This is a genomic window from Pseudomonas sp. JUb42, assembly GCF_024807945.1.
Lineage (GTDB): Bacteria > Pseudomonadota > Gammaproteobacteria > Pseudomonadales > Pseudomonadaceae > Aquipseudomonas.
Genome location: NZ_JANUFD010000017.1, coordinates 183,678 through 205,610 on the forward strand (window position 1 = coordinate 183,678; position 21,933 = coordinate 205,610).

The 21,933-nt window shown below is 59.9% G+C and carries 21 protein-coding genes; 4 read left to right on the forward strand and 17 right to left on the reverse strand.

The genetic code is table 11. The annotated features are described in order from the left end of the window. Positions 1-2: 2 nt before the first annotated feature. A complete protein-coding gene (locus M2401_RS28575) occupies positions 3-482 on the reverse strand; it encodes an isochorismatase family cysteine hydrolase (RefSeq protein WP_259108894.1) in 480 nt (159 codons plus the stop codon). 156 nt (positions 483-638) lie between these two features. Here M2401_RS28575 and M2401_RS28580 point away from each other — a divergent pair, with 156 nt between their 5' ends. After that, entirely contained in the window at positions 639-1,004 is a 366-nt protein-coding gene (locus M2401_RS28580; RefSeq protein ID WP_259108895.1) for a VOC family protein, read from the forward strand. A gap of 26 nt (positions 1,005-1,030) precedes the next feature. On the opposite strand, the gene M2401_RS28585 is transcribed toward M2401_RS28580, so the two are convergent. Continuing rightward, positions 1,031-1,957, reverse strand: coding sequence for an AraC family transcriptional regulator (locus M2401_RS28585; RefSeq protein WP_259108897.1), 927 nt, complete (start codon positions 1,955-1,957; stop codon positions 1,031-1,033). A gap of 295 nt (positions 1,958-2,252) precedes the next feature. Between M2401_RS28585 and M2401_RS28590 the strand changes: the two genes are divergently transcribed. Both M2401_RS28590 and M2401_RS28595 read left to right on the forward strand, forming a co-directional pair. Beyond that, a complete protein-coding gene (locus M2401_RS28590) occupies positions 2,253-3,563 on the forward strand; it encodes a sugar ABC transporter substrate-binding protein (RefSeq protein ID WP_259108899.1) in 1,311 nt (436 codons plus the stop codon). A 63-nt stretch (positions 3,564-3,626) separates the two neighbouring features. Further along, positions 3,627-4,400, forward strand: coding sequence for an L-iditol 2-dehydrogenase (locus M2401_RS28595; protein ID WP_259108901.1), 774 nt, complete (start codon positions 3,627-3,629; stop codon positions 4,398-4,400). A gap of 19 nt (positions 4,401-4,419) precedes the next feature. Here the strand turns inward: M2401_RS28595 and M2401_RS28600 are convergent, their stop codons facing one another. Continuing rightward, positions 4,420-4,746 carry a hypothetical protein gene (locus M2401_RS28600; protein WP_259108902.1) on the reverse strand — a complete coding sequence of 109 codons (327 nt, stop codon included), beginning with the start codon at positions 4,744-4,746 and terminating at the stop codon, positions 4,420-4,422. A 238-nt stretch (positions 4,747-4,984) separates the two neighbouring features. On the opposite strand from M2401_RS28600, the gene M2401_RS28605 reads away from it, so the two are divergent. Then, positions 4,985-5,317: a hypothetical protein gene (locus M2401_RS28605; protein WP_259108904.1), complete on the forward strand. Its 333-nt coding sequence runs from the start codon at positions 4,985-4,987 to the stop codon at positions 5,315-5,317. A 140-nt stretch (positions 5,318-5,457) separates the two neighbouring features. Here M2401_RS28605 and M2401_RS28610 read toward each other — a convergent pair whose 3' ends face one another. The 14 genes from M2401_RS28610 to M2401_RS28675 all read right to left on the reverse strand — a co-directional run. Continuing rightward, entirely contained in the window at positions 5,458-5,919 is a 462-nt protein-coding gene (locus M2401_RS28610) for a hypothetical protein (RefSeq protein WP_259108905.1), read from the reverse strand. Positions 5,920-6,060: 141 nt separating this feature from the next. Further along, on the reverse strand, positions 6,061-6,963 hold the full coding sequence (locus M2401_RS28615) for a FecR family protein (RefSeq protein ID WP_259108940.1): 903 nt from the start codon (positions 6,961-6,963) through the stop codon (positions 6,061-6,063). Between the two features lie 16 nt (positions 6,964-6,979). Then, positions 6,980-9,241 (reverse strand): filamentous hemagglutinin N-terminal domain-containing protein, encoded by a 2,262-nt coding sequence (locus M2401_RS28620; protein ID WP_259108906.1) that lies wholly within the window; start codon positions 9,239-9,241, stop codon positions 6,980-6,982. 7 nt (positions 9,242-9,248) lie between these two features. Then, complete coding sequence (locus tag M2401_RS28625; RefSeq protein WP_259108907.1) at positions 9,249-10,844, reverse strand: ShlB/FhaC/HecB family hemolysin secretion/activation protein; 1,596 nt, start codon at positions 10,842-10,844, stop codon at positions 9,249-9,251. A gap of 239 nt (positions 10,845-11,083) precedes the next feature. Then, positions 11,084-13,279, reverse strand: coding sequence for an OsmC domain/YcaO domain-containing protein (locus M2401_RS28630; protein WP_259108908.1), 2,196 nt, complete (start codon positions 13,277-13,279; stop codon positions 11,084-11,086). 298 nt (positions 13,280-13,577) lie between these two features. Continuing rightward, positions 13,578-13,733 (reverse strand): hypothetical protein, encoded by a 156-nt coding sequence (locus M2401_RS28635; protein WP_259108909.1) that lies wholly within the window; start codon positions 13,731-13,733, stop codon positions 13,578-13,580. Positions 13,734-13,760: 27 nt separating this feature from the next. Then, positions 13,761-14,897 carry a hypothetical protein gene (locus M2401_RS28640; protein WP_259108910.1) on the reverse strand — a complete coding sequence of 379 codons (1,137 nt, stop codon included), beginning with the start codon at positions 14,895-14,897 and terminating at the stop codon, positions 13,761-13,763. Then, on the reverse strand, positions 14,894-16,036 hold the full coding sequence (locus tag M2401_RS28645) for a hypothetical protein (RefSeq protein ID WP_259108911.1): 1,143 nt from the start codon (positions 16,034-16,036) through the stop codon (positions 14,894-14,896). Before M2401_RS28645 ends, M2401_RS28640 begins: the two co-directional genes overlap by 4 nt. After that, positions 16,033-16,290 (reverse strand): PAAR domain-containing protein, encoded by a 258-nt coding sequence (locus M2401_RS28650; protein ID WP_259108912.1) that lies wholly within the window; start codon positions 16,288-16,290, stop codon positions 16,033-16,035. The genes M2401_RS28645 and M2401_RS28650 overlap by 4 nt, the downstream gene beginning before the upstream one ends. Then, complete coding sequence (locus M2401_RS28655; RefSeq protein WP_259108942.1) at positions 16,287-16,814, reverse strand: DUF3304 domain-containing protein; 528 nt, start codon at positions 16,812-16,814, stop codon at positions 16,287-16,289. Before M2401_RS28655 ends, M2401_RS28650 begins: the two co-directional genes overlap by 4 nt. A gap of 46 nt (positions 16,815-16,860) precedes the next feature. Further along, positions 16,861-19,209, reverse strand: a complete 2,349-nt coding sequence (locus tag M2401_RS28660) for a DUF2235 domain-containing protein (RefSeq protein ID WP_259108913.1) — start codon at positions 19,207-19,209, stop codon at positions 16,861-16,863. Further along, positions 19,197-19,718 (reverse strand): DUF3304 domain-containing protein, encoded by a 522-nt coding sequence (locus tag M2401_RS28665; RefSeq protein WP_259108915.1) that lies wholly within the window; start codon positions 19,716-19,718, stop codon positions 19,197-19,199. The genes M2401_RS28660 and M2401_RS28665 overlap by 13 nt, the downstream gene beginning before the upstream one ends. Further along, complete coding sequence (locus M2401_RS28670) at positions 19,711-20,484, reverse strand: DUF4123 domain-containing protein (protein ID WP_259108917.1); 774 nt, start codon at positions 20,482-20,484, stop codon at positions 19,711-19,713. Before M2401_RS28670 ends, M2401_RS28665 begins: the two co-directional genes overlap by 8 nt. Continuing rightward, positions 20,481-21,933, reverse strand: a 1,453-nt coding sequence (locus tag M2401_RS28675) for a type VI secretion system Vgr family protein (RefSeq protein ID WP_259108919.1), incomplete at its 5' end; no start/stop codon positions are given. The genes M2401_RS28675 and M2401_RS28670, both read right to left, overlap by 4 nt.

A 21,933-nucleotide genomic window follows, 5' to 3' on the forward strand; every position in this document is an offset into this window, starting at 1 on the left:
GGCTAGACATCCAGCCCGGCAATCACCTCTGCCCGGGTGGTCACCTGGCGGAAATGATGCTCCCACAGGCTGATACCCAACTTGCCGGAGCGGTCCAGGGATGAGCCTATGGTCAGGTCGGTAATCAGCGTCGGAGTCAGCCCGGCATCGAACAGGGCAAACCCGGCTGCCAGCACACAGGTCTCGGTCTGCAGGCCGCAGACCAACACCCGGTCCACGCCAAGCTGTTTGATGTATTCGATGGTTTCTGCGCTTTGCCCGTAGCCGTGCTTGACGAAAACCCTGTCCGCTTCGACCAGGCTCTCGTCTTGCGCCGCCGGGTGCCAACCCAGTTGCCGATTGAACGGGGTAACCTGTTCGTCATGCAGCTCGATGGACGCAATGGTGGGAATATTCGCCGACAAGGCCCGCACGCCATCAACCAGCCATTCGGGCGGGCTGAAGGTGGACTGGACATCAACGATAAGTAACACCTGCCGCATGAATTGCTCCCGAACGCTTGCTGAGGGCGCCGAGTATATCGAGGTGGGCCGCCAAGGGTGAGCTTGAGCACACCCTGCACTCGACATTCCCCCGTCAGCCCACAGAGAATGCGCAGCGCTCACAATCAATCATCCGCATTACTCAAGGAAGACGCCATGACCCCGATCCTCAATCGCATCGTGCTGTACGTCAGAGATATGCAGGCCACCTGCGACTTCTACGAACGTCATTTCGGCTTTGTCGCCCACCGCAAGGACGGCGACCGTATCGTCGAGCTGCGAGCGGCAGGTGGCGGCGCGATCCTGATGCTGCATCTGGCGGGCAAAGCCGTCAAAACCGGACAGGTCACGGTCAAGCTGGGCTTTGATATCGAGGATGTGGAAGGCTTCAAGCAGCAATGTCTGGCCCAGGGTCTGGAGTTTGGCTCCACCCACCAGGCGGACGGTTATTGCTTTGCCAATGCCAAGGACCCCAACGGCAATAACATCATGATCGGCAACCGGGCGTTTGTTGCGCAGTAGGCAGAACGTTGCAAACCCGCTGCCAATTACGCCCCACCCGTATTGAGCCTGAACATCGTGACTTCTGTACCCTGCCGATATTCCGAGGGCGTGAGGTTCATCTCATAACGAAAGTGGCGGTTGAAGTTGGATAAGTTGCTGTAACCCACCTCAAAGCAGATATCCGCCACGGACATCCGGGTTTGCAGCAATAACCGGCAGGCTCGCTGGACTCGTAGCTTACGCATCAAGTCGATGAAACCATGGCCTGTCGTACGCTTGAAGAAACGCGAAAAACCTGGCTCGCTCATATGCAGACGATCAGCGATGACCGAAACCCGAATGTCCCCCGCCAGCTCGCCTTGTAAATATTCGAAAGCTTTATGAATGCGCTCGGCGCTTTTGGCATCGAGCGAAGGCGCATAACAGGCGCTGGCCAGGCACTTGGTATTTTTCTGCGGCGCCTGGCACAAGACGTTGAGCAATTGCATGAACAGAATCAGGCGGTGCAAGCCCTGTGCGGGACCGATGGCTTCGAGCAGTTGTGCCGCTTGTGGTGCCGTCTCCCCGGAGAACTCCAGACCACGCCGGGCGCGTTCGAACAAGGGTTGCAGATCGCCCAGTTCGGGAAGCAAGTGGCGAAGGGCGAGCAATGCACCACCGTCGAATTGCAAGACAACATCACGCCCCTCCAGATGCTCACCCGGTGCCAGGTCGCCCATCCAGTCATGGGGCAGGTCCGGGCCGATCATCGAGACATGACCGGCAGCAAAGGCGCCGATATAGTCGCCCGCCACCAGTTTTCCGCTGCCGTGGCGGATCAGATGAATCTCGAATTCAGGGTGATGATTCCAGCGCGCGAGCGGGTAAGGATAGTCGTGCTCGTACCAGCGAAAGCTCTGCTGCGGCTGCGGCAGGATGATTTCCAGTTCGGCCGGCGAATGCTCGAAAAGACGGGTGAGACTGACAGGCATGGCCCGCTCCTGTTTCTTGTCGTTATTAGGTCTGCACAGTCAACCATACGCTCCAACCGCAGCACGCTGCCACTCTCCAGAACAGCCTTGGCTGATACTTTTTTAACCCGACCGGCTGAACAGGCTGAAGGTTAAAAAAGTATCAGTTCGTTGTGTCTGCCGCGTTTGAGTCTCCTCCCCCACGCCTGCTGTAATCGGCACGTCATGCCGCTATCAGCCAACCATGCGCAGATCGGCAGCCGTTCATAACAACAACAATGCTAATTCCGCGTCATGGCGCGGAGTGGAGAACATCATGACGACAATCCCCAAAACGCTTCTGCTCTGTGCCGGGCTGTTTGCGGTCGGAGCCAGTCAGGCGGCGCAAACAATCACCATCGCAACCGTCAATAACGGCGACATGATCCGCATGCAAAGGCTTTCGAAAGTCTTTGAGAAACAGCATCCCGACCTGAAGCTCAATTGGGTCGTACTGGAAGAAAACGTGTTGCGGCAACGGCTGACCACCGACATTGCCACACAGGGCGGGCAATTCGACGTGCTGACCATCGGCACCTACGAAACCCCGCTGTGGGGCGCAAAGAATTGGCTTGAGCCCATGAGGGATCTGCCAGCCAGCTATGACTTGGAGGACATCATCCCCTCGGTTCGTCAGGGCCTGTCGGTCAAAGACACGCTCTATGCCCTGCCCTTTTACGGCGAAAGCACCGTCACTTATTACCGCACCGATCTATTCAAACAGGCCGGCCTGAGCATGCCCGAACACCCGACCTGGAGCCAGCTCGGCGAATTTGCCGCAAAGCTGCATCATCCGGATAAAGAACAGTACGGCATGTGCCTGCGCGGCAAAGCCGGTTGGGGCGAGAACATGGCGCTGCTCAGCACCATGGCCAACAGCTTCGGCGCCCGCTGGTTCGATGAACAATGGCAGCCGGAACTGACCAGTCCTGAATGGACAGCGGCAGCCAACTTCTACGTCAACACCCTCAGAAACTATGGCCCGCCGGGGGTTTCCAGCAACGGTTTCAATGAAACCCTGGCCCTGTTCAACAGCGGCAAGTGCGCGATCTGGGTCGACGCCAGCGTCGCCGGATCCTTCACCACGGACAAAACCCAAAGTCGTGTGGCCGATAGCGTGGGCTTTGCTCCGGCCCCCGTTGAAGTCACAGATAAGGGTTCGTCGTGGCTGTACGCCTGGTCCCTGGCGATCCCTGCCACGTCCCGACACAAGGACGCCGCCATGGCCTTTATCACCTGGGCTACCTCCAAGGACTACATCCAGGTGGTCGCCCGGGAAGACGGCATTACCAACGTCCCGCCGGGCACCCGTACTTCGACCTACAACGAGGCCTATCTGAAAGCGGCGCCCTTCGCCAAAGTCACCCTGCAAATGATGCAGCACGCCGACCCCACGCACCCTTCAGCCAAGCCGGTGCCGTATGTCGGCATCCAGTACGTGACCATTGGCGAGTTCCAGGCGATTGGCACCGCCGTCGGCAAACTGTTTTCAGCGGCGCTTACCGGCCAGATGCCTGTCGAGCAGGCACTGAGCAGCGCGCAGACCACAACCAGCCGGGAAATGAAGCGCGCGGGCTACCCGAAATAACCGCTGATACCGGTCAGGCCGACTCCCCCCACGAATCCGAACAAAGTTGACGGAAGACTTCATATGAAACGACTTGCAGGCAAAAGCGCCTTGATCACTGGATCTGCCCGCGGCATCGGCCAAGCCTTCGCCCAGGCCTACATTGGCGAAGGGGCGACGGTCGCCATCGCCGACATCAACCTCGAACGCGCCCGGGCGACGGCCAGCGAACTGGGACCACAGGCTTATCCGGTCAGGATGGATGTCACCGAGCAGGCGTCCATCGACGCCGCGTTCGCTGAAGTAATCAGCAAAACCGGGAAACTGGACATTCTGGTCAACAATGCGGCGCTATTCGATCTGGCGCCGATCACGCAAATCACTCGGGACAGCTACGAGCGCCTGTTTTCAATCAACGTGGCCGGTACTTTATTCACCCTGCAGGCCGCGGCACGGCAGATGATAAGCCAGGGCCATGGCGGCAAGATCATCAATATGGCAAGCCAGGCAGGTCGTCGTGGCGAGGCGCTGGTTGGTGTGTATTGCGCGAGCAAGGCGGCCGTGATCAGCCTGACACAATCGGCAGGCCTGAATCTGATCAAGCACGGGATCAACGTCAACGCGATCGCGCCCGGCGTTGTCGACGGAGAACACTGGGACGGTGTCGATGCGCTGTTTGCGAAATATGAAAACCGCCCGGCTGGCGAGAAGAAAAGGCTCGTCGGCCAGGAAGTCCCCTATGGTCGCATGGGCACCGCAGAGGATCTGACTGGCATGGCAATCTTTCTGGCCTCCAGCGAAAGTGACTATATCGTCGCGCAGACCTACAACGTGGACGGTGGCAACTGGATGAGCTGACACTGCGGCGGCAGGAGACTTACAAACATTCCTGCGCCGCGTGTTTGAAACTGTTGGCCAGCAGGCCGCGTTCATACAGGAAAATCTTGCCCCCCGTGGGCGCCTTATATGCCTCAAGGATGTTGTCGGCGGTGAGCGCACTGGCAACGACAATCTTGTAGTGACGCTGCGTCTGGGTCAGGGTCGGCACCTGGGTCGGGCCCTGCAACTTGGGCATGACGCAGTCGGTGTACGCTTCAGGGCTCTTGCTGGTGTGCAAGGTCTCCGTCGGCTGATTCGGCGTGGAGGCGCAGGCAGCCAGCAGCGAGCTGGCGAGGGCGAGAACCGGGATAAGCAAACGACGCATGGGCGGGATCCTGGACGATATTCTGCTGATAGAGCAGGGTCTTCTATGCAGGCTATTTTCCAGTTATATGCACAGAACAGAACTGATAAAGCGTGATGCTCACTATCATCGACACCGATAATTGCAGTGACTCACCCACGCTTTACCTGATCTTTACCGAATCCAGACCTTTCTTTACATGAATCGGGTGTTAGATACGTCCATGGCGAACCCACTTATCTCGCCAAAGGAGACACCCATGTTTTCGAAGATAACCCAAGCCTTGATCCTGTCCGGTTGCCTTATTGCAGCAGGTACGGCATCCGCCAGCGAGCGCGATGTAATAGTGCCTGTTATCGCCGGAGCAGCAGTGGGAGCCGTCGTGGCCACGGTGCTCAGCGGCCCGAGTCATGATCACTATCGCCCTGAATATCGGGCCTACCCGCCACAACCACGTTACTACCAGCCAGTTGCTTATGTGCCGGTAACCCGGGTCGTCGAATACCGCCGCGCCCCGCCGCCGCACTACGGTTATTACGACCGGGGCCATGACCGCGGTTACGATCATGGGCGTGACTACGGTCGCTGGTAATTTAACGGGTTTTTGTGGGAGCGGATTTATCCGCGAAGAGGATTGCCCAGTCACATTGATGATGAATGTGCTGGCGCCTTCGCGAATAAATTCGCTGCCACATTGTTTGATAACCCTCAGGGCACCATGAAGAACAACTATCAGTTACTAGGCCGTTGCTTGGTGGAATCCAGCTCGGCCTTTTTGCCCGTGGTGATCTCGGTGATCTGCGCCGACTTGGCGATAGCCAGGTCGAAGGTGTCCTGCATCTTGGCGATGGCGTCGGTCGGCGTGCCGTTGAGTCCGCCACTGGCAGCCCAATCGAAGTTCCAGACACCGGAAAGGTTGTCGGCACCGGCGACATCGTGGGTTTCGATGGCGGTGAAAACATCCGGATGGCGCTGCATATATTGCGCAGCAGCAGAAACATCGGCCGGCACCTTGCCCGAGGTGTTATTGGCCAGTTGCGCCAGCTCCTGCCCGGAAATGGCCGACTTGCCGTTCTGGCGCATGTAGTCGGCAACGGTCTTGCTGGACTTGGCGATATTGAGTTTGTCGTCGAAGGCCGACGTCGTGGATTTCTGTGGCGTCGGGTTGCTGCCAGCGGGCGATACGGTCGACATCGGCTCTGCTCCTTCATGGATTTGTGGCATATCGCGATTACGATGCCTACGTCCGGACGGTAGCATGAAGCCATTAGCGCCGATGGCGGGGCTTCACAGCAATTCGCAAAGCCACAGAGATTTCACAGTAATTCACACCGCTTAGCGCACGATGCAGTCCACTGCCCCGCCTTTCGGCGCGGTCGACGCCGCACTGCTCGCAGAGGTCGAAGCATTGAACACAGGCGGCGGCGAAAACTGCATGCCCGGATTGGTCGGTACCAGCACCGGCGGTTGAGTGACCGCCGGGGTAAAACCGAACTGCCCGGCGGTGAAGCTGGTCGTACCGCCTTTATTGGCCAAAGTGATTTGCCCGTCGGTAACGGCCACGTACAACCCAGGCGGCAGTGCAGGCGCCGTCAGCCCCGATGGCGTAGTGACCGCGACCGTCGTGCCTCCCCCCGTTACCCAGGACTCCAGCCAGGCGGCGACATGGGCCAGGCGATAGGCATAGCGTGCCGCGATAACCTGCATGAATGCCGCAACCGGCGAATCATTGGCCATTGCCGATGCTTCAAGCCCCGACGCCAGCACCGCCAGACGATAGGCTACGCGCGGCGCGGTGATGGCCGCACTGGCCTGTTCCGGCTGATACTGCACCACCGCCCCACCCGCCTGCAGGCCGATACTGGCCAGTGGCGTCAGCAGTGTCACCCGCTCCTTGCTGCGCTGCGCCAGCTTGCCCGGCTGCGCACGCAGGCCGCCCTGCCTGAGGGTCATGACGACCTCATCCCCCCCAGGTGCAGCGGCGTCGTAGGCGTATTTGTCCACGGTCATGACGGTATCCGGCTGTAAGGTCAGCAGGCTGTCGTCGCTGAAGCGGATTTGCGCGTAGCCCTTGGCCTGGGTCGATACGGTATCGCCGACTTCCACCTTCGATTGCTCACCGAGGATGCGCACGGAGCCGTCCTGTTTCTTCACCAACAGCGGCCCGCTCAGATGGGCGATGGTGCCCGCGCTGTTGCCGGGGGCGGCCTGCACCCACGCCGCCGAGCCCAGCAGCACTGCCAACAGCAGCGACTTAATTGCAGAACATCTGTTTCTTGGCGGCATCGGTTTTGCTCGAGTCGGTGGTGGCAAGGATATCGACGGTTTTATCCGACTTGGCGGCATCGCTTACAGGTGAGCTTTCACTGCTCCTGCTGCCCGTACTGCTCTGGGTCGAGAACAATGAAGTCTGACTGGTGCCGGCTTTCGGCGCGCTGCTCGTGACCGTCTTGATCACTTCGTTGCTCGCCTGCTGTACAGGGCTGAGCGGCTCACTGGCAGTCGGCGGTGACAGGACCTGGCACAGCGCCGAGTTAGGCGCGATCGTGCAGATATCCGCCGACGCAGGTGTGGCGGCAGGAGCCGGAGTGGGTGCTACGACCACAGGCGCCGGTGTCGGCACCGGCGTTGGCGTTGGCACCGGTGTCGGTACGGGAGTCGGTACAGGCACCGGGTCAGGCGTGGGCACCGGTACTGGCACTGGCACCGGCGTCGGCGTCGGCACAGGCACAGGTGTGGGATCGGGCACGGGTGTGGGTACCGGGTCCGGAACGGGCGGTACAGGATCCATCACAGGCGGCGTCACTGGTGGCGTCACCGGAGTGGTCGGTGGCGTTGTGTCCGGCGGCGTCACCGGAGTGGTCGGTGGCGTGGTATCCGGTGGTGTTGTCGGCGTCGTTGGTGGTGTGGTATCCGGTGGCGTCGTTGGAGTAGTCGGTGGTGTAACCACCGTCTGGCTGTCAGTAATGGTCAGCGTCCCTCCCACTACCGGTTGCGCCTCTTTCAATACCCTGCCCGTCCCGCTCGCTGTCACGACCGCACCGCTGTAGTTGGCCGCCAGGGTGACACTCCCGGCGAAATTCAGCTGGGAATAGACCTTGATGTCATTGCCCGCCTGAGCCGTCAGGTTCACGGCACTGTTGGTATTGCTGAAACCGCTATAAAAGGTGATGTCGTTGGTGGCCTGCAACATGATGCTCGACGTGGCGTTGGCCAGCAGGTCCGAATCGATCTCACTGGATTCGCCGGTATCAGTGGCAAAGGCCGATACGTCGTTCAGGGTCTTGCCCGACGTGGTCGTGGTGACCGTGATATTGGCCGGATCCAGCAGCCAGGTGCCGCTCTTGCCGTTCGCCGCCCGGGTATCGACGCGTGCACCTGCAACATCCAGGGTGTGCCCGGAAGTTTCGACGAAGCCGCCGTCGCCGGAGGCTGTACCACCACGAGCGGAGATCGAACCATAGACGCGGGAGGTCTGGGTGCCCCAGACAATCACCTTGCCACCTTTGCCACTGGTAACAGCATCAGCGAAAATCTGCGCGTCCTTGCTGACATAAGCCTGCTGGGCGTTCATCACCGCAGGGTTCTTGCCCTGATAGTCGCCCCCCACCAATACCTTGCCGCCGCCCAGCTTGCCGCTGACATCGACCCGAGCATTGGCCATCAGTCCGACCTGCTCGCCCAGCACCTGGATTTCACCGCCCTGTCCGGCACCGGTGGCCGTGGTGGTGCTGCCAGCGTCCAGCAGGGTCTTGCCACTGGCCTTGAGCACTATCTTGCCATTGACGCCAACAGTGGCACTGTTGGCGTTGACCGTGCCGCGCTGGTTGACCAGGGCACCGTAGATGCCCACCGAACCGCCCTGGGCAATCACACTGCCGAGGTTGAGTGCCTGGTCCTGAGCCGCCGATACCACCACATGCATGCCCGGATTGCTGGAGTCCACCAGTTGCACCGAACGCCCCGCCGCCAGCACCGTCTCGCCTTCAGGCGTGTTGATAATCCCGGTGTTGGTGACATCCGGCGCGATCAGATAGACCTGCCCTCCGGATGGCGTGGTAATCGCGCCCTGGTTGCTCACCGCTGCCGCCGAGTCGCCCGCGGCAAAACGCCGGTTGCCCGCGAGGAAGTCCTCGTTGGAAATCGCCAGGCTCGATGCCACCAGCCCGCCGACATTGATCTGCGAACCGGCGCCGAAAATCACGCCATTGGGGTTGATCAGGTAGATATGCCCATTGGATTGCAGGGTGCCCATGATCACGCTCGGGTCCTGGCCGGTGATGCGGTTGAGCACCGCGCTGTTACCGCTCTGCTGCAGGAAGCGAACGATCTCGCCCTGAGCCACGGAAAAGCTCGACCAGTTGATGATGGTATTGGGGCTGTTGGTGATCGTCAGCTGATTGCCCTGCTGCGCAAAAGTAGCCTGCCCGGCCACTACCACGGGGTTACCCGGCGCAGCGAGGCTGTGAGTGGCCACTGTCAGGGACGCCGCCATTAAGGTCATTTTCAGTTTCATGATTTCCTCAGAACGCCAGGCCGACGCGGACATGCAGGCGGTTATCACCGCGCTCGGTCTCGCTGGCCTCGGCAAGCAGGGCGTGGCCGTAGTCGACCTGCAGGTTGAGACTCTTCTGATAAGTCATGCGCAGGCCCAGGCCGACGCTGCTCAGGGCAATATGACGGAACTCACCCGGCAGGGCATCGTTACGGGTCAGGTAGGCATTGTCATAGAAGGCCAGGGCCCGGCACTGCCAGGCACCGCTGCACAGCGGCGGCGTATAGGCTTCCAGATTACCGGTTACGCCGGAGTCGTTGGACACCTCGCGCTCGCGAAAGCCGCGCACCGACATCGCCCCGCCCGCGCCAAACTGCTCGCCGGGAATCAACGCATCCTTGCTGTACTGACCATTGATCACGCCACGCAGTTGAAAGGCGCCGGGCAATGCCTGGGTGATATTGGCGGCAAAGCGCAGCGCGGAGTAATCATCCGGCGCATGGGTCCGCGCCAGCTCGAAATCACTCTGGCGCCCGCGCGCACCGCCGGGAATGTTGTGCACCAGCGAGACCGCAACGTTGGCATCACCATCCAGACGCACCCAGGTGCCCTGGTAACCGACGCTCAGCGGCCGTACGGTGATGTCGTTGCCAAGCTGGACGTTGCCCTGCTCCGCGTCTTCCAGCTCCAGATTGTTCTTGTAGGCCTTGTAATCGATGCCGTAGACAATCTTCGATTGATAGTTACCGTCGGTAGCCAGATTGTGGTTGTAGCGGGCACCGAAAATGGAACCCTTGCCGCTGACTGCCAGGTCGAAGATACCTGCCGTCACCATGCCGCTATCCACGTCCGAGTAGCTGCTGTAGAGATCGACGGAATCACCCAGCTCGTACAACGGCAGGTGATAACCCAGGCCATAAACGGAGACGCGGTTGGGCTTCTCCGCCGTGGTGGTGTATTGCACGCTCATGACGTGATCGAGGCCGAACAGATTGGCGTTCTGCAACACGCCGCCCACGTAAGTCCGGCCGGTCTGTTTCGAGCCGCTGTTATCGACGTTGAGCGCTGCGCTCCAGGGTGACTCGTCCGCGACCTGCAAGTCGGCGTCGACCGCATCTTGCGTCTGGCTGTTCTGCAGTTTCATCACGGTCTGGCGTGCCGGGTTTTCATTGGCCAGTTTCAGGCTTTTGGACAGCGCATTCAGGTTCGGCGTCTGGCCTTCCTGCAAACCCGGCAAAGCATGACGCACGTTGCTCTCGCTGAAGTGCTGATTGCCGGCGATACGCACCTGGCCGATGCGGATTTCCACCACCTGGAACACCACCACGCCGCCGTCGAGTTCCTGCTCCGGCAGATCGACGCGCACCAGTTGATAGCCATGCTGGTGGTAGACCGCTTCCAGTGCCTGCTGGGCCTGTACCACATCGCCAAAATCACGCAGCCGACCAACGAATGCGGCTAGGCTTCGTTCAAGTTCTGCGGTGGGCAACAGGGTATTGCCACGCACGTCGAAGCGGTTGATATCAAACCGCGGCGAGGCAGGCGCTTCTTCACCTGCAACGGCGATACCGGCACAGGCAACCAGAGATGCTGGAGCCAGAAACAGCAACGAACGGTAGAACATGAATAAGCCCTTGGGCAGCGTGAAAAAAATACGCAAATACACGCTGCATGCCAGGCCAGCACGGTCTCCGCGCGGCGAGTGTAGCCATTAAATTGCCATGATGGAATCTGCGGATTCACCGGCCGACGAGTTGCCTTTATAAGCCCGTGCGCCAGAGCTTGCGGGGCTTCACGCCATAAGAATGGCGCCACAAAAAAAGCACCAAAAGGTGCTTTTTTTGTTCAACGCTTGCGGCCGAATCAACCTGCCAATCGAGCCCGCGCCTCATGCAGCTTTTTATAGCTGTCGATCAGGCGCAGATGCCGGTCGAGGCCTTCGAGCTTCATGCTGGTCGGGGTCAGGCCATAGAAGCGCACACTGCCGTCCACTGAACCCAGCACGGCGTCCATGCGCTCATTGCCGAACATGCGCCGGAAATTGACTTCGTAGTCCTGCATGTCCAGGTCGCTGTCCAGTTGCACTTCCAGCGCCGCATTCAACGCCTGATAGAACAGGCCGCGCTCGGCGGTGTTGTCGTTGTACTGCAGGAAGGCTTCGACCAGCTCTTTGGTGTCGTCGTATTTCTTCAGAGCCAGCTGGATCAGCAGTTTCAGCTCGAGGATCGTCAGCTGACCCCAGGCGGTGTTGTCGTCGAACTCGATGCCGATCAGCGTAGTGATGTCGGTGTAATCATCCAGTTCGCTTTCGTCCAGGCGCTTGAGCAACCCTTTCAGGTCACGGTTATCCAGGCTGTGCAGATTGAGGATGTCTTCGCGGAAGAACAGCGCCTTGTTGGTGTTATCCCAGATCAAATCCTCGATCGGATAAATCTCCGAGTACGCTGGCACCAAAATGCGGCAGGCTTTGGCGCCCAGGTGTTCGTAGACTGCCATATAGGCTTCCTTGCCCAGCTCTTCGAGAATACCGAACAAGGTCGCAGCTTCCTCGGCATTGGAGTTTTCGCCCTGGCCGGAGAAATCCCACTCGACGAATTCATGATCGGCCTTGGCACTGAAGAAGCGCCACGACACCACTCCACTGGAGTCGATAAAGTGCTCGACGAAGTTGTTCGGTTCCATCACCGCATGACTCTCAAAAGTCGGCTGCGGCAGATCGTTAAGGCCTTCAAAGCTACGGCCCTGAAGCAGTTCGGTAAGGCTGCGTTCCAGCGCCACTTCCATGCTCGGGTGCGCGCCGAACGAAGCGAACACGCCGCCGGTGCGCGGGTTCATCAGGGTCACGCACATGACCGGGAACTGGCCGCCCAACGAGGCATCCTTGACCAGCACCGGAAAGCCCTGCTCTTCCAGGCCCTGGATACCAGCGAGAATGCCGGGATACTTGGCCAGCACTTCCTGCGGCACATCGGGCAACGCCAGTTCGCCTTCGAGAATCTCGCGCTTGACCGCGCGTTCGAAGATTTCCGACAGGCACTGCACTTGGGCTTCGGCCAGGGTATTACCAGCGCTCATGCCGTTGCTCAGGTACAGATTTTCGATCAGGTTGGAGGGGAAATACACCACTTCGCCGTCGGACTGGCGCACAAACGGCAGCGAGCAGATACCGCGCTCGATATTGCCGGAGTTGGTGTCGTACAGATGGGAGCCAAACAACTCGCCATCAGGGTTGAAAATCTCCAGGCAGTATTCGTCGAGAATCTCCCTCGGCAGTTCATCCTTCGGACCCGGCTGGAACCAGCGCTCGTCCGGATAATGCACGAACGGCGCATTGGCGATCTCTTCGCCCCAGAACTGATCGTTATAGAAGAAGTTGCAGTTCAGCCGTTCGATAAACTCGCCCAGCGCCGAAGCCAGTGCGCCTTCCTTGGTCGAACCCTTGCCGTTGGTGAAGCACATGGGAGAATGGGCGTCGCGGATATGCAGCGACCAGACGTTGGGCACGATATTGCGCCATGAGGCAATTTCGATCTTCATCCCCAGGCCCGCAAGGATGCCGGACATATTGGCGATGGTTTCTTCCAGCGGCAGGTCCTTGCCTGCAATAAAGGTGCTGGCCCCGGACGCCAGGCTCGGCATCAGCAGCGCCTGGGCATCGGCATCGAGGTTTTCCACTTCTTCGATCACGAATTCAGGCCCGGCCTGCACCACCTTCTTGACCGTGCAACGGTCGATGGAACGCAGGATGCCCTGGCGGTCCTTGGCCGAGATGTCAGCTGGCAACTCGACCTGGATCTTGAAGATCTGGTTGTAGCGGTTTTCCGGGTCGACAATATTGTTTTGCGACAGGCGAATATTATCCGTGGGGATATTGCGGGTGTCGCAGTACAACTTGACGAAGTAAGCCGCACACAGAGCCGACGAAGCCAGGAAGTAATCGAATGGCCCCGGTGCCGAACCGTCGCCCTTGTAACGAATGGGCTGATCGGCGATCACCGTGAAGTCATCGAACTTGGCTTCAAGTCGCAGGTTGTCGAGAAAATTAACCTTGATTTCCATGTGGCATTACCATCAATAAGCGAGCAAACGAATGGCCGCCATTATCCGGTTTTTCTGAGGGAAGTCTTTGGCTATGTGTTGTGGGTCGATGATCTTTCCTGTTAACACGCCAAAACCTGCTGAATCGCCGGAACCCTGTGGGAGATCCCGCGCCGTCGCGCAGCAAACACTTGGCAGGGCGCGAGAGTAAATCCTGTGGGAGCGAATTCATTCGCGAAGGCGGTGTTTCAGGCGATGAAAATACATCGGCTGTACCGGCCTCTTCGCGAATGAATTCGCTCCCACAGACTCGGCGGTATCAGGTCAACAACCGCTCCAACACCACTTCCAACGGATGGCGCATCTGCCGGTCGGCCATGCGCTTGACCTGGCTGCGGCACGAATAGCCGGTTGCCAGGTGCTCACCGTCTTTGCCACTACCCCAAGCCAGGACCACGCCCGGATGATCGCCCAACCCGACCCGTTGAAGTTTTACGCGTTTTCAAATGCTTGAGTCATCAGGTTTCACGACTCCCAGGGTCAAGGTGTGATGAGGGTCATTGCCCAGCCAGGCGCAAGGCACGCCATGGGCCTGGGCATAAGCGGCGGCCAGGGTCTGCACGACCATGGCTTCCAGGCTGCCCAGGGCGCCGAAGTTGGCGTCCTGCACGAACGGGCGGATATTCCAGTTCAAGGCCGACAGTTCGGTGATTTCAGGTTGGGAAAACGACACGCAGGCAGGCGCGGGTTTATCCAGCTCGCTCTGTTGCAATACCCGCTCGGCCACCGTCGCCAGGTCTTCGGACTCGGCGGCGAACCATTCGCCACGGCAAAAGCGCACACCGCCCTGCGTGCCGAGCAGCCACAGCACCGCCGCTTCCCCGGCAGGTAGGTGGCTATTGGCTTGCGGTGGCAACGACGCACAGCCGGCACAGAGAATCCGCGCATCGGCGGCCGCGCCCTGCAACTGATCGATGATCACGTCCAGGCTGGCCAGGCCTTGCCAGGGTTCCGGATGCTCCGGCAGTTTTACCTGCGGGCAGGAGCTGGCCATTTGTTCAACGAAGGCGGCCCAGGCGCTGGCGGTGCCTTGCCAGTAGCAGCGCAGGGGTTGTAAGTCGATGGGGGCTTCGTGTTGTTCTTTCCACTGCATCGCAAGCAGCATCGCCAGTTTTCGTTCGCGCCCGGCGATACCGTTATCCGTGAGCTGACGCAGACGCATCACCAGGCCGCCATCGACTTTTTCCGCAACGGGCGGCTGGTGATCCGGGGTAAACAGTTTCATGCGCGATTCAACGGAGTTACAAACCGGCCCGACCAGCACCGCGTCGACCAGCGCAACCTGCTGCCGATGGCGCGTCCACCAGGCACGCTGAATCTGCCGCGCCGTCTCCGTATAAGTGTGGGCAAAGTGCTGATTGAAATGGACGTACAGCACCCGCAGCAGAAACACCGTCAGCCACAACAAAAGCACGCCGACCATGCCGACAATCATCACCCTTGGCTCGTACAGATCGGCCAGGAATAACTTGCCGCCCACGATCAAAACGCTTAGCAATGCAGCGCCACTGAGCCACCAGCGTGAGTAGACCGGAGAGCGCGCTCGTGGGTAAGGCGCGAAATAGGGGGCCTCGTTCATGGGGCCACCGAGAAGTCAGGCTTTGATAATTTGGGTCTGATAAACCCGAGTACTGGAGGGCGTCCCCTCGATTTGCGCGTACTCCCTGCGCAAGGAGTGCCATGGCGTACGACCTCCCATGCGGCGCGCGTCGTCGAAACCATGTCTGGCAGGTCCTCCAGCGTTTCAACCTTGGCATCGTTCATATGTGCTCTGTTGTGCCAACCACGGTCGAACAGGCGCGGTAAATAGCAGTCAGCCAACGACACGCAAATTTGAGCGGGCAAATGATCCGTGCTCAGTTGCGGCAGTTGTATTGCCCCGGAAGGAAGATTCTCAGAGGCGGAAACCAGCCATTCGTCCAGGGAAAAAAACAGCTTGCCTTCCGGACCGAACAACCAGAGCAGCGCTTCGTCTTTTTCAGGATGGCCGTTGCCGCTGTGGCGAGGTGAAGAATGGCAACCGGCGCATAGAATGCGAGTGCCGACAGGCGCGCCCTGTAACTGATCGATGATTGAGTACAGGCTATCAATGCCTTGCCAGGGGTCGGGTTGTTCAGGGAGCTGGAGTGTTGGCCAGACTTGCGTCATCTGCTTCGCAAAGGCCTGCCAGGCGACCCGTGACCCAAGCCAGTAGCAACGCAATGGCTGTAATTCGGTAGGCACGGCTTGCCGCTCATGCCATTGCTTGGCGAGTAGTATCGCCAATTGTTGCTCGCGTTCGGCGCAATCGAACCCGGACACCTGTACTGAGTGAATGGCTAGCCATTCAGGGTTTTCTTTCGGTTTGCCGGCTTGATGGTATGGACTGATCGATACTTGCCTGCCCTCGCGCGGTGTACCCGATGCCTCCACCAGCACCGCCTCTACGAGCGCTGCTTTATATCGATCGCGAACACCCCAATCCCGCTGCATCTGCCCCTCTGCTTCCTCGAAGGCACATGGAGCGCGCTGCTTTGCGTACCGCAATAATAAAAAGGCTAATGGGAGCACTACAAAAACAATGAGCCACACAGCGAAGAGGGGGACTGCGACCATCGCCGCTAGCATCAAGACGTACCCGTCCCAAGGGATAAATACGGCAATGCAAGCGAACAACCCCATTAACCCAAGACCAACCAGCATCCATTCGACATAGTCGAGTTCAGGCTTCTTATTCATGACATTACGGTTCCTTCACCCATGGAGCTGACCAACGTGCAACCACACGCACAACGATGCCCCGCCAGCGCCACCGCACAGCCGTCGGCTTCGTACAGATCACTGCCTTCGGCGATGGCGTTCAGTCCATGCAGAGTGCAGAGCACCGCATCGCCCTGGCAGGCAATGGGCTTGCCGTAATAGGGGTAATGCCCCTCCAGCACCTCACCACCAAACTCACACAAGGCGTCGCCTTGTCGAATCACGAACTTCATGGCATCACCTCGCGCACTCGGGCGCTCTCGGGTTGTGGGCAGGACTGCGGCTCCGGCAGGCGCAGCGGCGTCTTGATCGGGTAGTCGGGGCTGCCATAGGCGTAGCAGGACGTCGTGACCTCAAGCTCGTCGCAGGGCAGGAAATGCACGGTGATGCCGCAGACTTTTTGGTCGGTGTAGTCGGGCACGGCTACTTCTTTAGTGTGTTTGCGTGTTTGAGCTTCGACTTTGTCAACCCAGGCGAAATACTTGGCCTCATCAGCAAAGCCAGGGAAGCCCGGGGTATATGCCGAGCCCGTCTCCCAATCCACCCGCACCGTCATCCCCGGCTGCCAGCGTTTCGGCGCGATATAGCAGCAACCTCCGCCGCCGCCTTGCCAAGGGCCAATGATGTCGATCCCCGAACGGTCATCGACACTAAAGCGGTTAATGGCCCAGTGGGTATGGTTGATGGCTTCAATGGTGCCGGCTTCGGTGTGCAGGGCAAGCACCGTGGCGGCCAGCCCGCACAGGGCGGCGAGCATCGGACGCAAGGGGGATGTTCTGCGGGCCGAGTAGCAACGAATGGATTCAGACTGACGCATCGTTCACCTCGCTGGCCTGTGCGTAATAAGCCTCCCAGCGGTCGGCAATGGCTTTTTGCGCTTGGGCCATGCGCTCGGCAGTCATGGGCTCGGGTTGTTCCGGTAGCCTCTGTTCAAGGCCGTGCAGGCGCGGGTCCCCGGCCAGTACCAACTGATCATTGGCGTCATAAAGCGCCAGCTTTCTGGAGTTGGTATTGCCGAAAAACACCATGCGCTCGCGCAGGTAGCTGCCACCGGGCTCTCGACCACCTTTGCTCACCTGTTTCAAGTTGAAGGCATAGAGAAACCAGGCGCGGGAATCGTGGACCTGATCGTCGAACAGTGCGCGCAACAGCCCTTCGGGGGCATTGACATTGCGCCATTCGGCGACGTTGCCGCGCCGGTGTTGGTCTGTATGGTTTTTCTCCGGCCAAGGCGGCGGAAACAGTTGGCTGACCCTGGCTCGCCCGGCGGCTATCATCTTTTCCCGCTCGGCCGAGGTTTCTGCGTTCAACTGCGCGGCGGGCAGCCGTATTGGCAGCGCCGTCAGCAGCCCCTGCTTCGCCAGCCTGATATGCCGGTCGGTGCGGTAATCCTCGGCGAATTCCTCGGCGGCCTCGCGCAACTGGGTCTGCGCCATGTCCGGGTCATAATCCTTGACGCCGGGTTCCAGCGGCTGCCTGGCCTTGATGCCCTTGCGCTCGTCGTACAGTTGCACTTCGCGTCGCTTGCTGAGGGCGTCTTGTCGCGCATCGCGTTTATCCTCGGCGCTTCTGCGTTGATCTGCCGGGGCCTCGGTATCGCTCGCCAATTTATAGAATGCCTGCTCTTTCAGGCTTTGCTCGGCAAAGGCGTAGCGGTCGATGCGCCAGGCAGTGATCCACGCCATCTGTTCGCGCAGAGCGTCCTCCAGCGTAACGCTGGCAGGGAGTGGTTCGTAGTGCTCGGCCTGTTCGATGGGCTGCGATTGCGAGTCGGCGGGCAGGCCGAGAGTGACCTGGCGCCAGGCGTTGAAGCGGGTGACTAGTTCTGATTTGACAAAAAAATCTCGTACCAACGCATCCTCCATTACGCGCCACCGCTGATAGTGAAGCCCCTGTGACAAGGCCTCTTTCGGCACTTTCAATGGAGCGCCATGAGCGAAAGCATCGGCATACAGATCGTTCAGGGCAATCTGTGACAGCAATAGCCCGTCTCCCACCCGTGGATCCGCGCTGATGGCCTTGCCCTGATCCCCCGGCGGATAGCCCCCACCCTGATCCGAGTGCATACCGGGATGCAGCACCTCCACGCTATTGGCCGGGTAGCTGCCATCCTCGCGTCGGATCGAGTCCAGCGGAAAGCACAGGCGCTGCTCATGGCTGGCCACAATATGCAGGCAGCGTTTGACCAGATTGCCGTCAGGCAGTTGCTGATTGCCCTCGGCCCAGCCCATATGGCCTTCAGGCCCGGGCAACAGATTGGCGATGCCTACCGAGGCCACGGTGTCCAACAGCCCGAGGTATTCGACGCTGATGGGCAGGGTGATATCGAGCATCTGCAGGCAAGGAGTTGGATCGCCTTCAGACAGTATCTGATTGAGCCAGCTTACAAAGGCCCTTGCCGCCGCCGCACCACGGGAAAAGCCATAGACATACAACCTGACCCCCAGCAAGCGGCTTTGGCCGGGCTGTGCACGCATGGCATTACGCAGCGGGATGATCAGCGCCTCGGCGTGCTTGCGCCATTCCAGGCCCCGGTTGGCGTAACCGGTTATGCCCAAGATCGTGCCCATGGCCTTGACCGATTTCAGCAAGGTGTCATCGTCCAGGCGAGGCAGTTTCAGGGCACGGCGAAGGGCGTCGACGATCATCAGCAGGGCCCAATTGATCCGTTCTTCACCGTACCCGGCCAGGGCCAGGCCGAAACTGCTGTAATCCAGATCACCGACTTCCGGGAAGGGCGTGCCGACACCGGGCATGTAGTACTTGAAATACTGGTTGTTGACGGTGTCCCCTTCATCGGTCAACCGCCTGGCCTTGCTGCCAGAATGGTGGGTGCCGCCGACGTAACCGGCGCCGATACTGGCGCGGAACAACCGGGCGATATTGGTCGGGTGCGGTTTATCACCGGACTCGTACAGGTCGTTATTGAGGTTATTGCCGGTGCCGTCGAAAAACAGGCTGATATGCAGGGTTTTGCAGCATGGCAGCTCGACCCGGCGCCCGGCTGCAATAGACAAGGCAGTCTGATATTCACTCTCCAGCCGGGACTGGAGTTTGATATTTTGCTGGACCTGCTCGGGACGGCTGGGCAAGCGCCCCTGTACGGGAAATTGTGGGGGATACCAAAGAGGGGCATGTGTCATTGCGGACATGATTGTGGCTCCGGCAGTTGCAGAGGCGTCTTGATCGGGTATTCAGGGCTGCCATAGGCGTAACAAGAGGTTGTGACCTGTAGCTCGTCGCACGGCAGGAAGTGCACGGTGAGGCCGCAGACTTTTTGGTGGGTGTAGTCGGGGACGGCTACTTCTTTGCTGTGTTTGCGTTTTTGCGCTTTGATTTTTCTTTCCCACGCCAAATATTTAGGCCAGTCGGCATATCCAGGATTGTCGTAGGCATATGCCACACCCGTCTCCCAATCCACCCGCACCGTCATCCCCGGCTGCCAGCGTTTTGGCGCGATATAGCAACAACCACCGCCTCCACCCTGGTACGGACCAATGATGTCGATCCCCGAACGGCCATCGACACTAAAGCGGTTAATGGCCCAGTGGGTATGGTTGATGGCTTCAATGGTGCTGGCCTGGACGCTCGGGGCGAGTACGTTGATTGCCAGGCAGCAAAGCGTGGCCAACAGCGCCCGGCCTATTGAGGTTTTAGGCATCGGGCTTCTCCTGTCCATGCTGTTGGTCGAGGGCGAAAGCTTCGCGCTCGGAATCCGCCAACAACCCGGCCTGACTTGCCTCAAGCAGCGCGGCAAAGCAATTTTGAAAACGCTGTTCCGCGTTGGGGGCGCGAGGCAGGGTGTTCAACAGCAGAGCCGCTTCAGCAGCACAACTGAGGACGTCCATTTGGCGGTCGTTAAACGCGATGGGGCCGCAGCCCTCCAGATGCTCAAGCGCGGCACCCGACCCAGGCAGATAGTGCGGAACGCCATCTCGATCCAGCCAACTCCAGAACACCGCAGGGCGCAGCCAAAGCTGTTGCTGCTCAGGGTTCAGGACATGACTTAGCAGTTGCGGGAACAGACGTGAGTCATAGAAGCGAAACAACCCCGAGCTCTTGCCATGACGCATGTGTACGCAACCAGCAAAGTGTTCGACCAACGCCTGAAAGGGCCAGCGCGAAGCCAGCAGCAAGAGCGGCAGATCAGCTTGGTAATACTCGATCAGATTGATCAGCCAGAACCGCTGCAGCGGCCGCGCCAGATCAACCCGCACCAGCAGCGGCACCAAATCCTCGTCGCCTTCTTCCGCCAACCCGCTGAATAACGGGTGCCAGAGTAGCGGCGGCTCGACGCTTGCCACGCTGCGCATCAGGAAGTCAGCGTTGCGGGCCTGATCGATAATTAGGTCGATGCTGGTGATGGTCGCATCGGCACAGCTGTCTTCGAGCAATTTGAACCAGGTATCGATATGAGTAGCGGTCATGCTTTTCCCTCCAGGGCTACGAAACCGTTGATGGCCGCAGCGGCCCTTTTTTGGCATTCCCGACACAGCGACCCTGGCAACGCTGGCAGCGCAAACACCTGCCCCTGCGGCCCCTCGACCCGATGCCGGCCCTTGATACTCACCAGCCCCGGCCCATGAATCTGGATCTCGCCACTGGGGGTGATGCGGATGTAGCCGCCGCCACTGGCCAGGGTGATGCCGTTCTTGGCGGTCAGTTGCAGGTGGCCTTGCACCGATTGCACGGTGATGTCCTGCTGGGCGATGAGGTTGAGCAGGTCGCCGTGGGACTCGATTTCCAGCGGGCCTTTGCCCGAGACCAGGCGCATGCCTTCCTGTTGGGCCAACAGGGAGATGGCCTGGTTGGACTGGGCCGAAAGGCGTTGGGCGGCGGCCAGGTGGATGTCGTCCCGGCTTTGCAGGTACAGGGCCTTGCCGCTGTTGAGCAGCAGGCTGGCGGGAGTGACAGCAGCGATGCCGCTCGGGGCGCTGAGGAGGATGGCCGGGGCGTGCAGGTTCTTGGCGTCGGTCTGCAACTGGCGCAGCCCGTCAACGGCGGGCTCGTGGCTGTGGTGGGCCTGGGCGACGGTTTGCCAGCCGGCCATTTGTGCATTCGCGCCCTCGATCAGGTGGGTCGCCGGGGTCATGTCCAGCGCTTGGCCCTGGGCCTTGGCCTGTTCATCGGCACTGATAAACACACCCTTGCCGCCACGAATCGCCCCCCAGCCATCGCTGCGCAGTTCAAAACCTTCGCCGCGTTTTTTCTTCTCGGCATTGACCAGATGCCCGAGATTGAGCTGGCTCTTGCCGCTGTACTCGGTGCTGAGCTTGACGTGCTCCTGGCCGCGTTTGTCTTCCATGCGCAGTTTGTTATTGGCCGGGGTGCGCAGCACGTTGCGGCTGTCGTCGCGTCGGGCCAGGGTGACGTGGTCGGGGTGTTCGCTGTCGTGCAGGGCGTGGGCGATGTAGGGGCGGTCGGGGTCGCCATTTTCGAAGGCCACGGCCACTTCGGTGCCGCAGATCAGTGGCAGGTGCAGGCCGTAGGTGTCACCGGCGTAGGGCCGCGCCAGGCGCAGCCACATGCTGGTGCGGCCCTTTTCCCACTGGTCGCGGTCGAACAGGAAGTTGACCCGGTAGCGGCCTTCCTTATCGATATCGGCGTAGGTGGTGTTGGCGTCGCCACTGGTGACTCGTGCGGGAATGGTCCCGGCCATGTGCGGTTTGGCCAGGCGCGGTGGTCGGAAGCAGATGTTTTCCGCGTAGGGAATACCTTCGAAGCGGACTTCCAGGCTGCGGTCACGGGCGGCGCTGAGGCGTACTTTGGTCACCAGCGCACCGGGCTCGAAGGCCTGCAGGGTAGCCTCGGTGATCTCCAGTACCTGGCCCGGCATCAGGCTGGCCAGGGTGCTGATGCCACTGAGACGGGTCTGG

Bases quoted from the DNA above. Each gene is read 5' to 3' on its own strand.
- M2401_RS28575 (WP_259108894.1), bottom strand. From the start codon at position 482: ATGCGGCAGGTGTTACTTATCGTTGATGTCCAGTCCACCTTCAGCCCG.
- M2401_RS28580 (WP_259108895.1), top strand. From the start codon at position 639: ATGACCCCGATCCTCAATCGCATCGTGCTGTACGTCAGAGATATGCAG.
- M2401_RS28585 (WP_259108897.1), bottom strand. From the start codon at position 1,957: ATGCCTGTCAGTCTCACCCGTCTTTTCGAGCATTCGCCGGCCGAACTG.
- M2401_RS28590 (WP_259108899.1), top strand. From the start codon at position 2,253: ATGACGACAATCCCCAAAACGCTTCTGCTCTGTGCCGGGCTGTTTGCG.
- M2401_RS28595 (WP_259108901.1), top strand. From the start codon at position 3,627: ATGAAACGACTTGCAGGCAAAAGCGCCTTGATCACTGGATCTGCCCGC.
- M2401_RS28600 (WP_259108902.1), bottom strand. From the start codon at position 4,746: ATGCGTCGTTTGCTTATCCCGGTTCTCGCCCTCGCCAGCTCGCTGCTG.
- M2401_RS28605 (WP_259108904.1), top strand. From the start codon at position 4,985: ATGTTTTCGAAGATAACCCAAGCCTTGATCCTGTCCGGTTGCCTTATT.
- M2401_RS28610 (WP_259108905.1), bottom strand. From the start codon at position 5,919: ATGTCGACCGTATCGCCCGCTGGCAGCAACCCGACGCCACAGAAATCC.
- M2401_RS28620 (WP_259108906.1), bottom strand. From the start codon at position 9,241: ATGAAACTGAAAATGACCTTAATGGCGGCGTCCCTGACAGTGGCCACT.
- M2401_RS28625 (WP_259108907.1), bottom strand. From the start codon at position 10,844: ATGTTCTACCGTTCGTTGCTGTTTCTGGCTCCAGCATCTCTGGTTGCC.
- M2401_RS28630 (WP_259108908.1), bottom strand. From the start codon at position 13,279: ATGGAAATCAAGGTTAATTTTCTCGACAACCTGCGACTTGAAGCCAAG.
- M2401_RS28640 (WP_259108910.1), bottom strand. From the start codon at position 14,897: ATGAACGAGGCCCCCTATTTCGCGCCTTACCCACGAGCGCGCTCTCCG.
- M2401_RS28645 (WP_259108911.1), bottom strand. From the start codon at position 16,036: ATGAATAAGAAGCCTGAACTCGACTATGTCGAATGGATGCTGGTTGGT.
- M2401_RS28650 (WP_259108912.1), bottom strand. From the start codon at position 16,290: ATGAAGTTCGTGATTCGACAAGGCGACGCCTTGTGTGAGTTTGGTGGT.
- M2401_RS28655 (WP_259108942.1), bottom strand. From the start codon at position 16,814: ATGCTCGCCGCCCTGTGCGGGCTGGCCGCCACGGTGCTTGCCCTGCAC.
- M2401_RS28660 (WP_259108913.1), bottom strand. From the start codon at position 19,209: ATGTCCGCAATGACACATGCCCCTCTTTGGTATCCCCCACAATTTCCC.
- M2401_RS28665 (WP_259108915.1), bottom strand. From the start codon at position 19,718: ATGCCTAAAACCTCAATAGGCCGGGCGCTGTTGGCCACGCTTTGCTGC.
- M2401_RS28670 (WP_259108917.1), bottom strand. From the start codon at position 20,484: ATGACCGCTACTCATATCGATACCTGGTTCAAATTGCTCGAAGACAGC.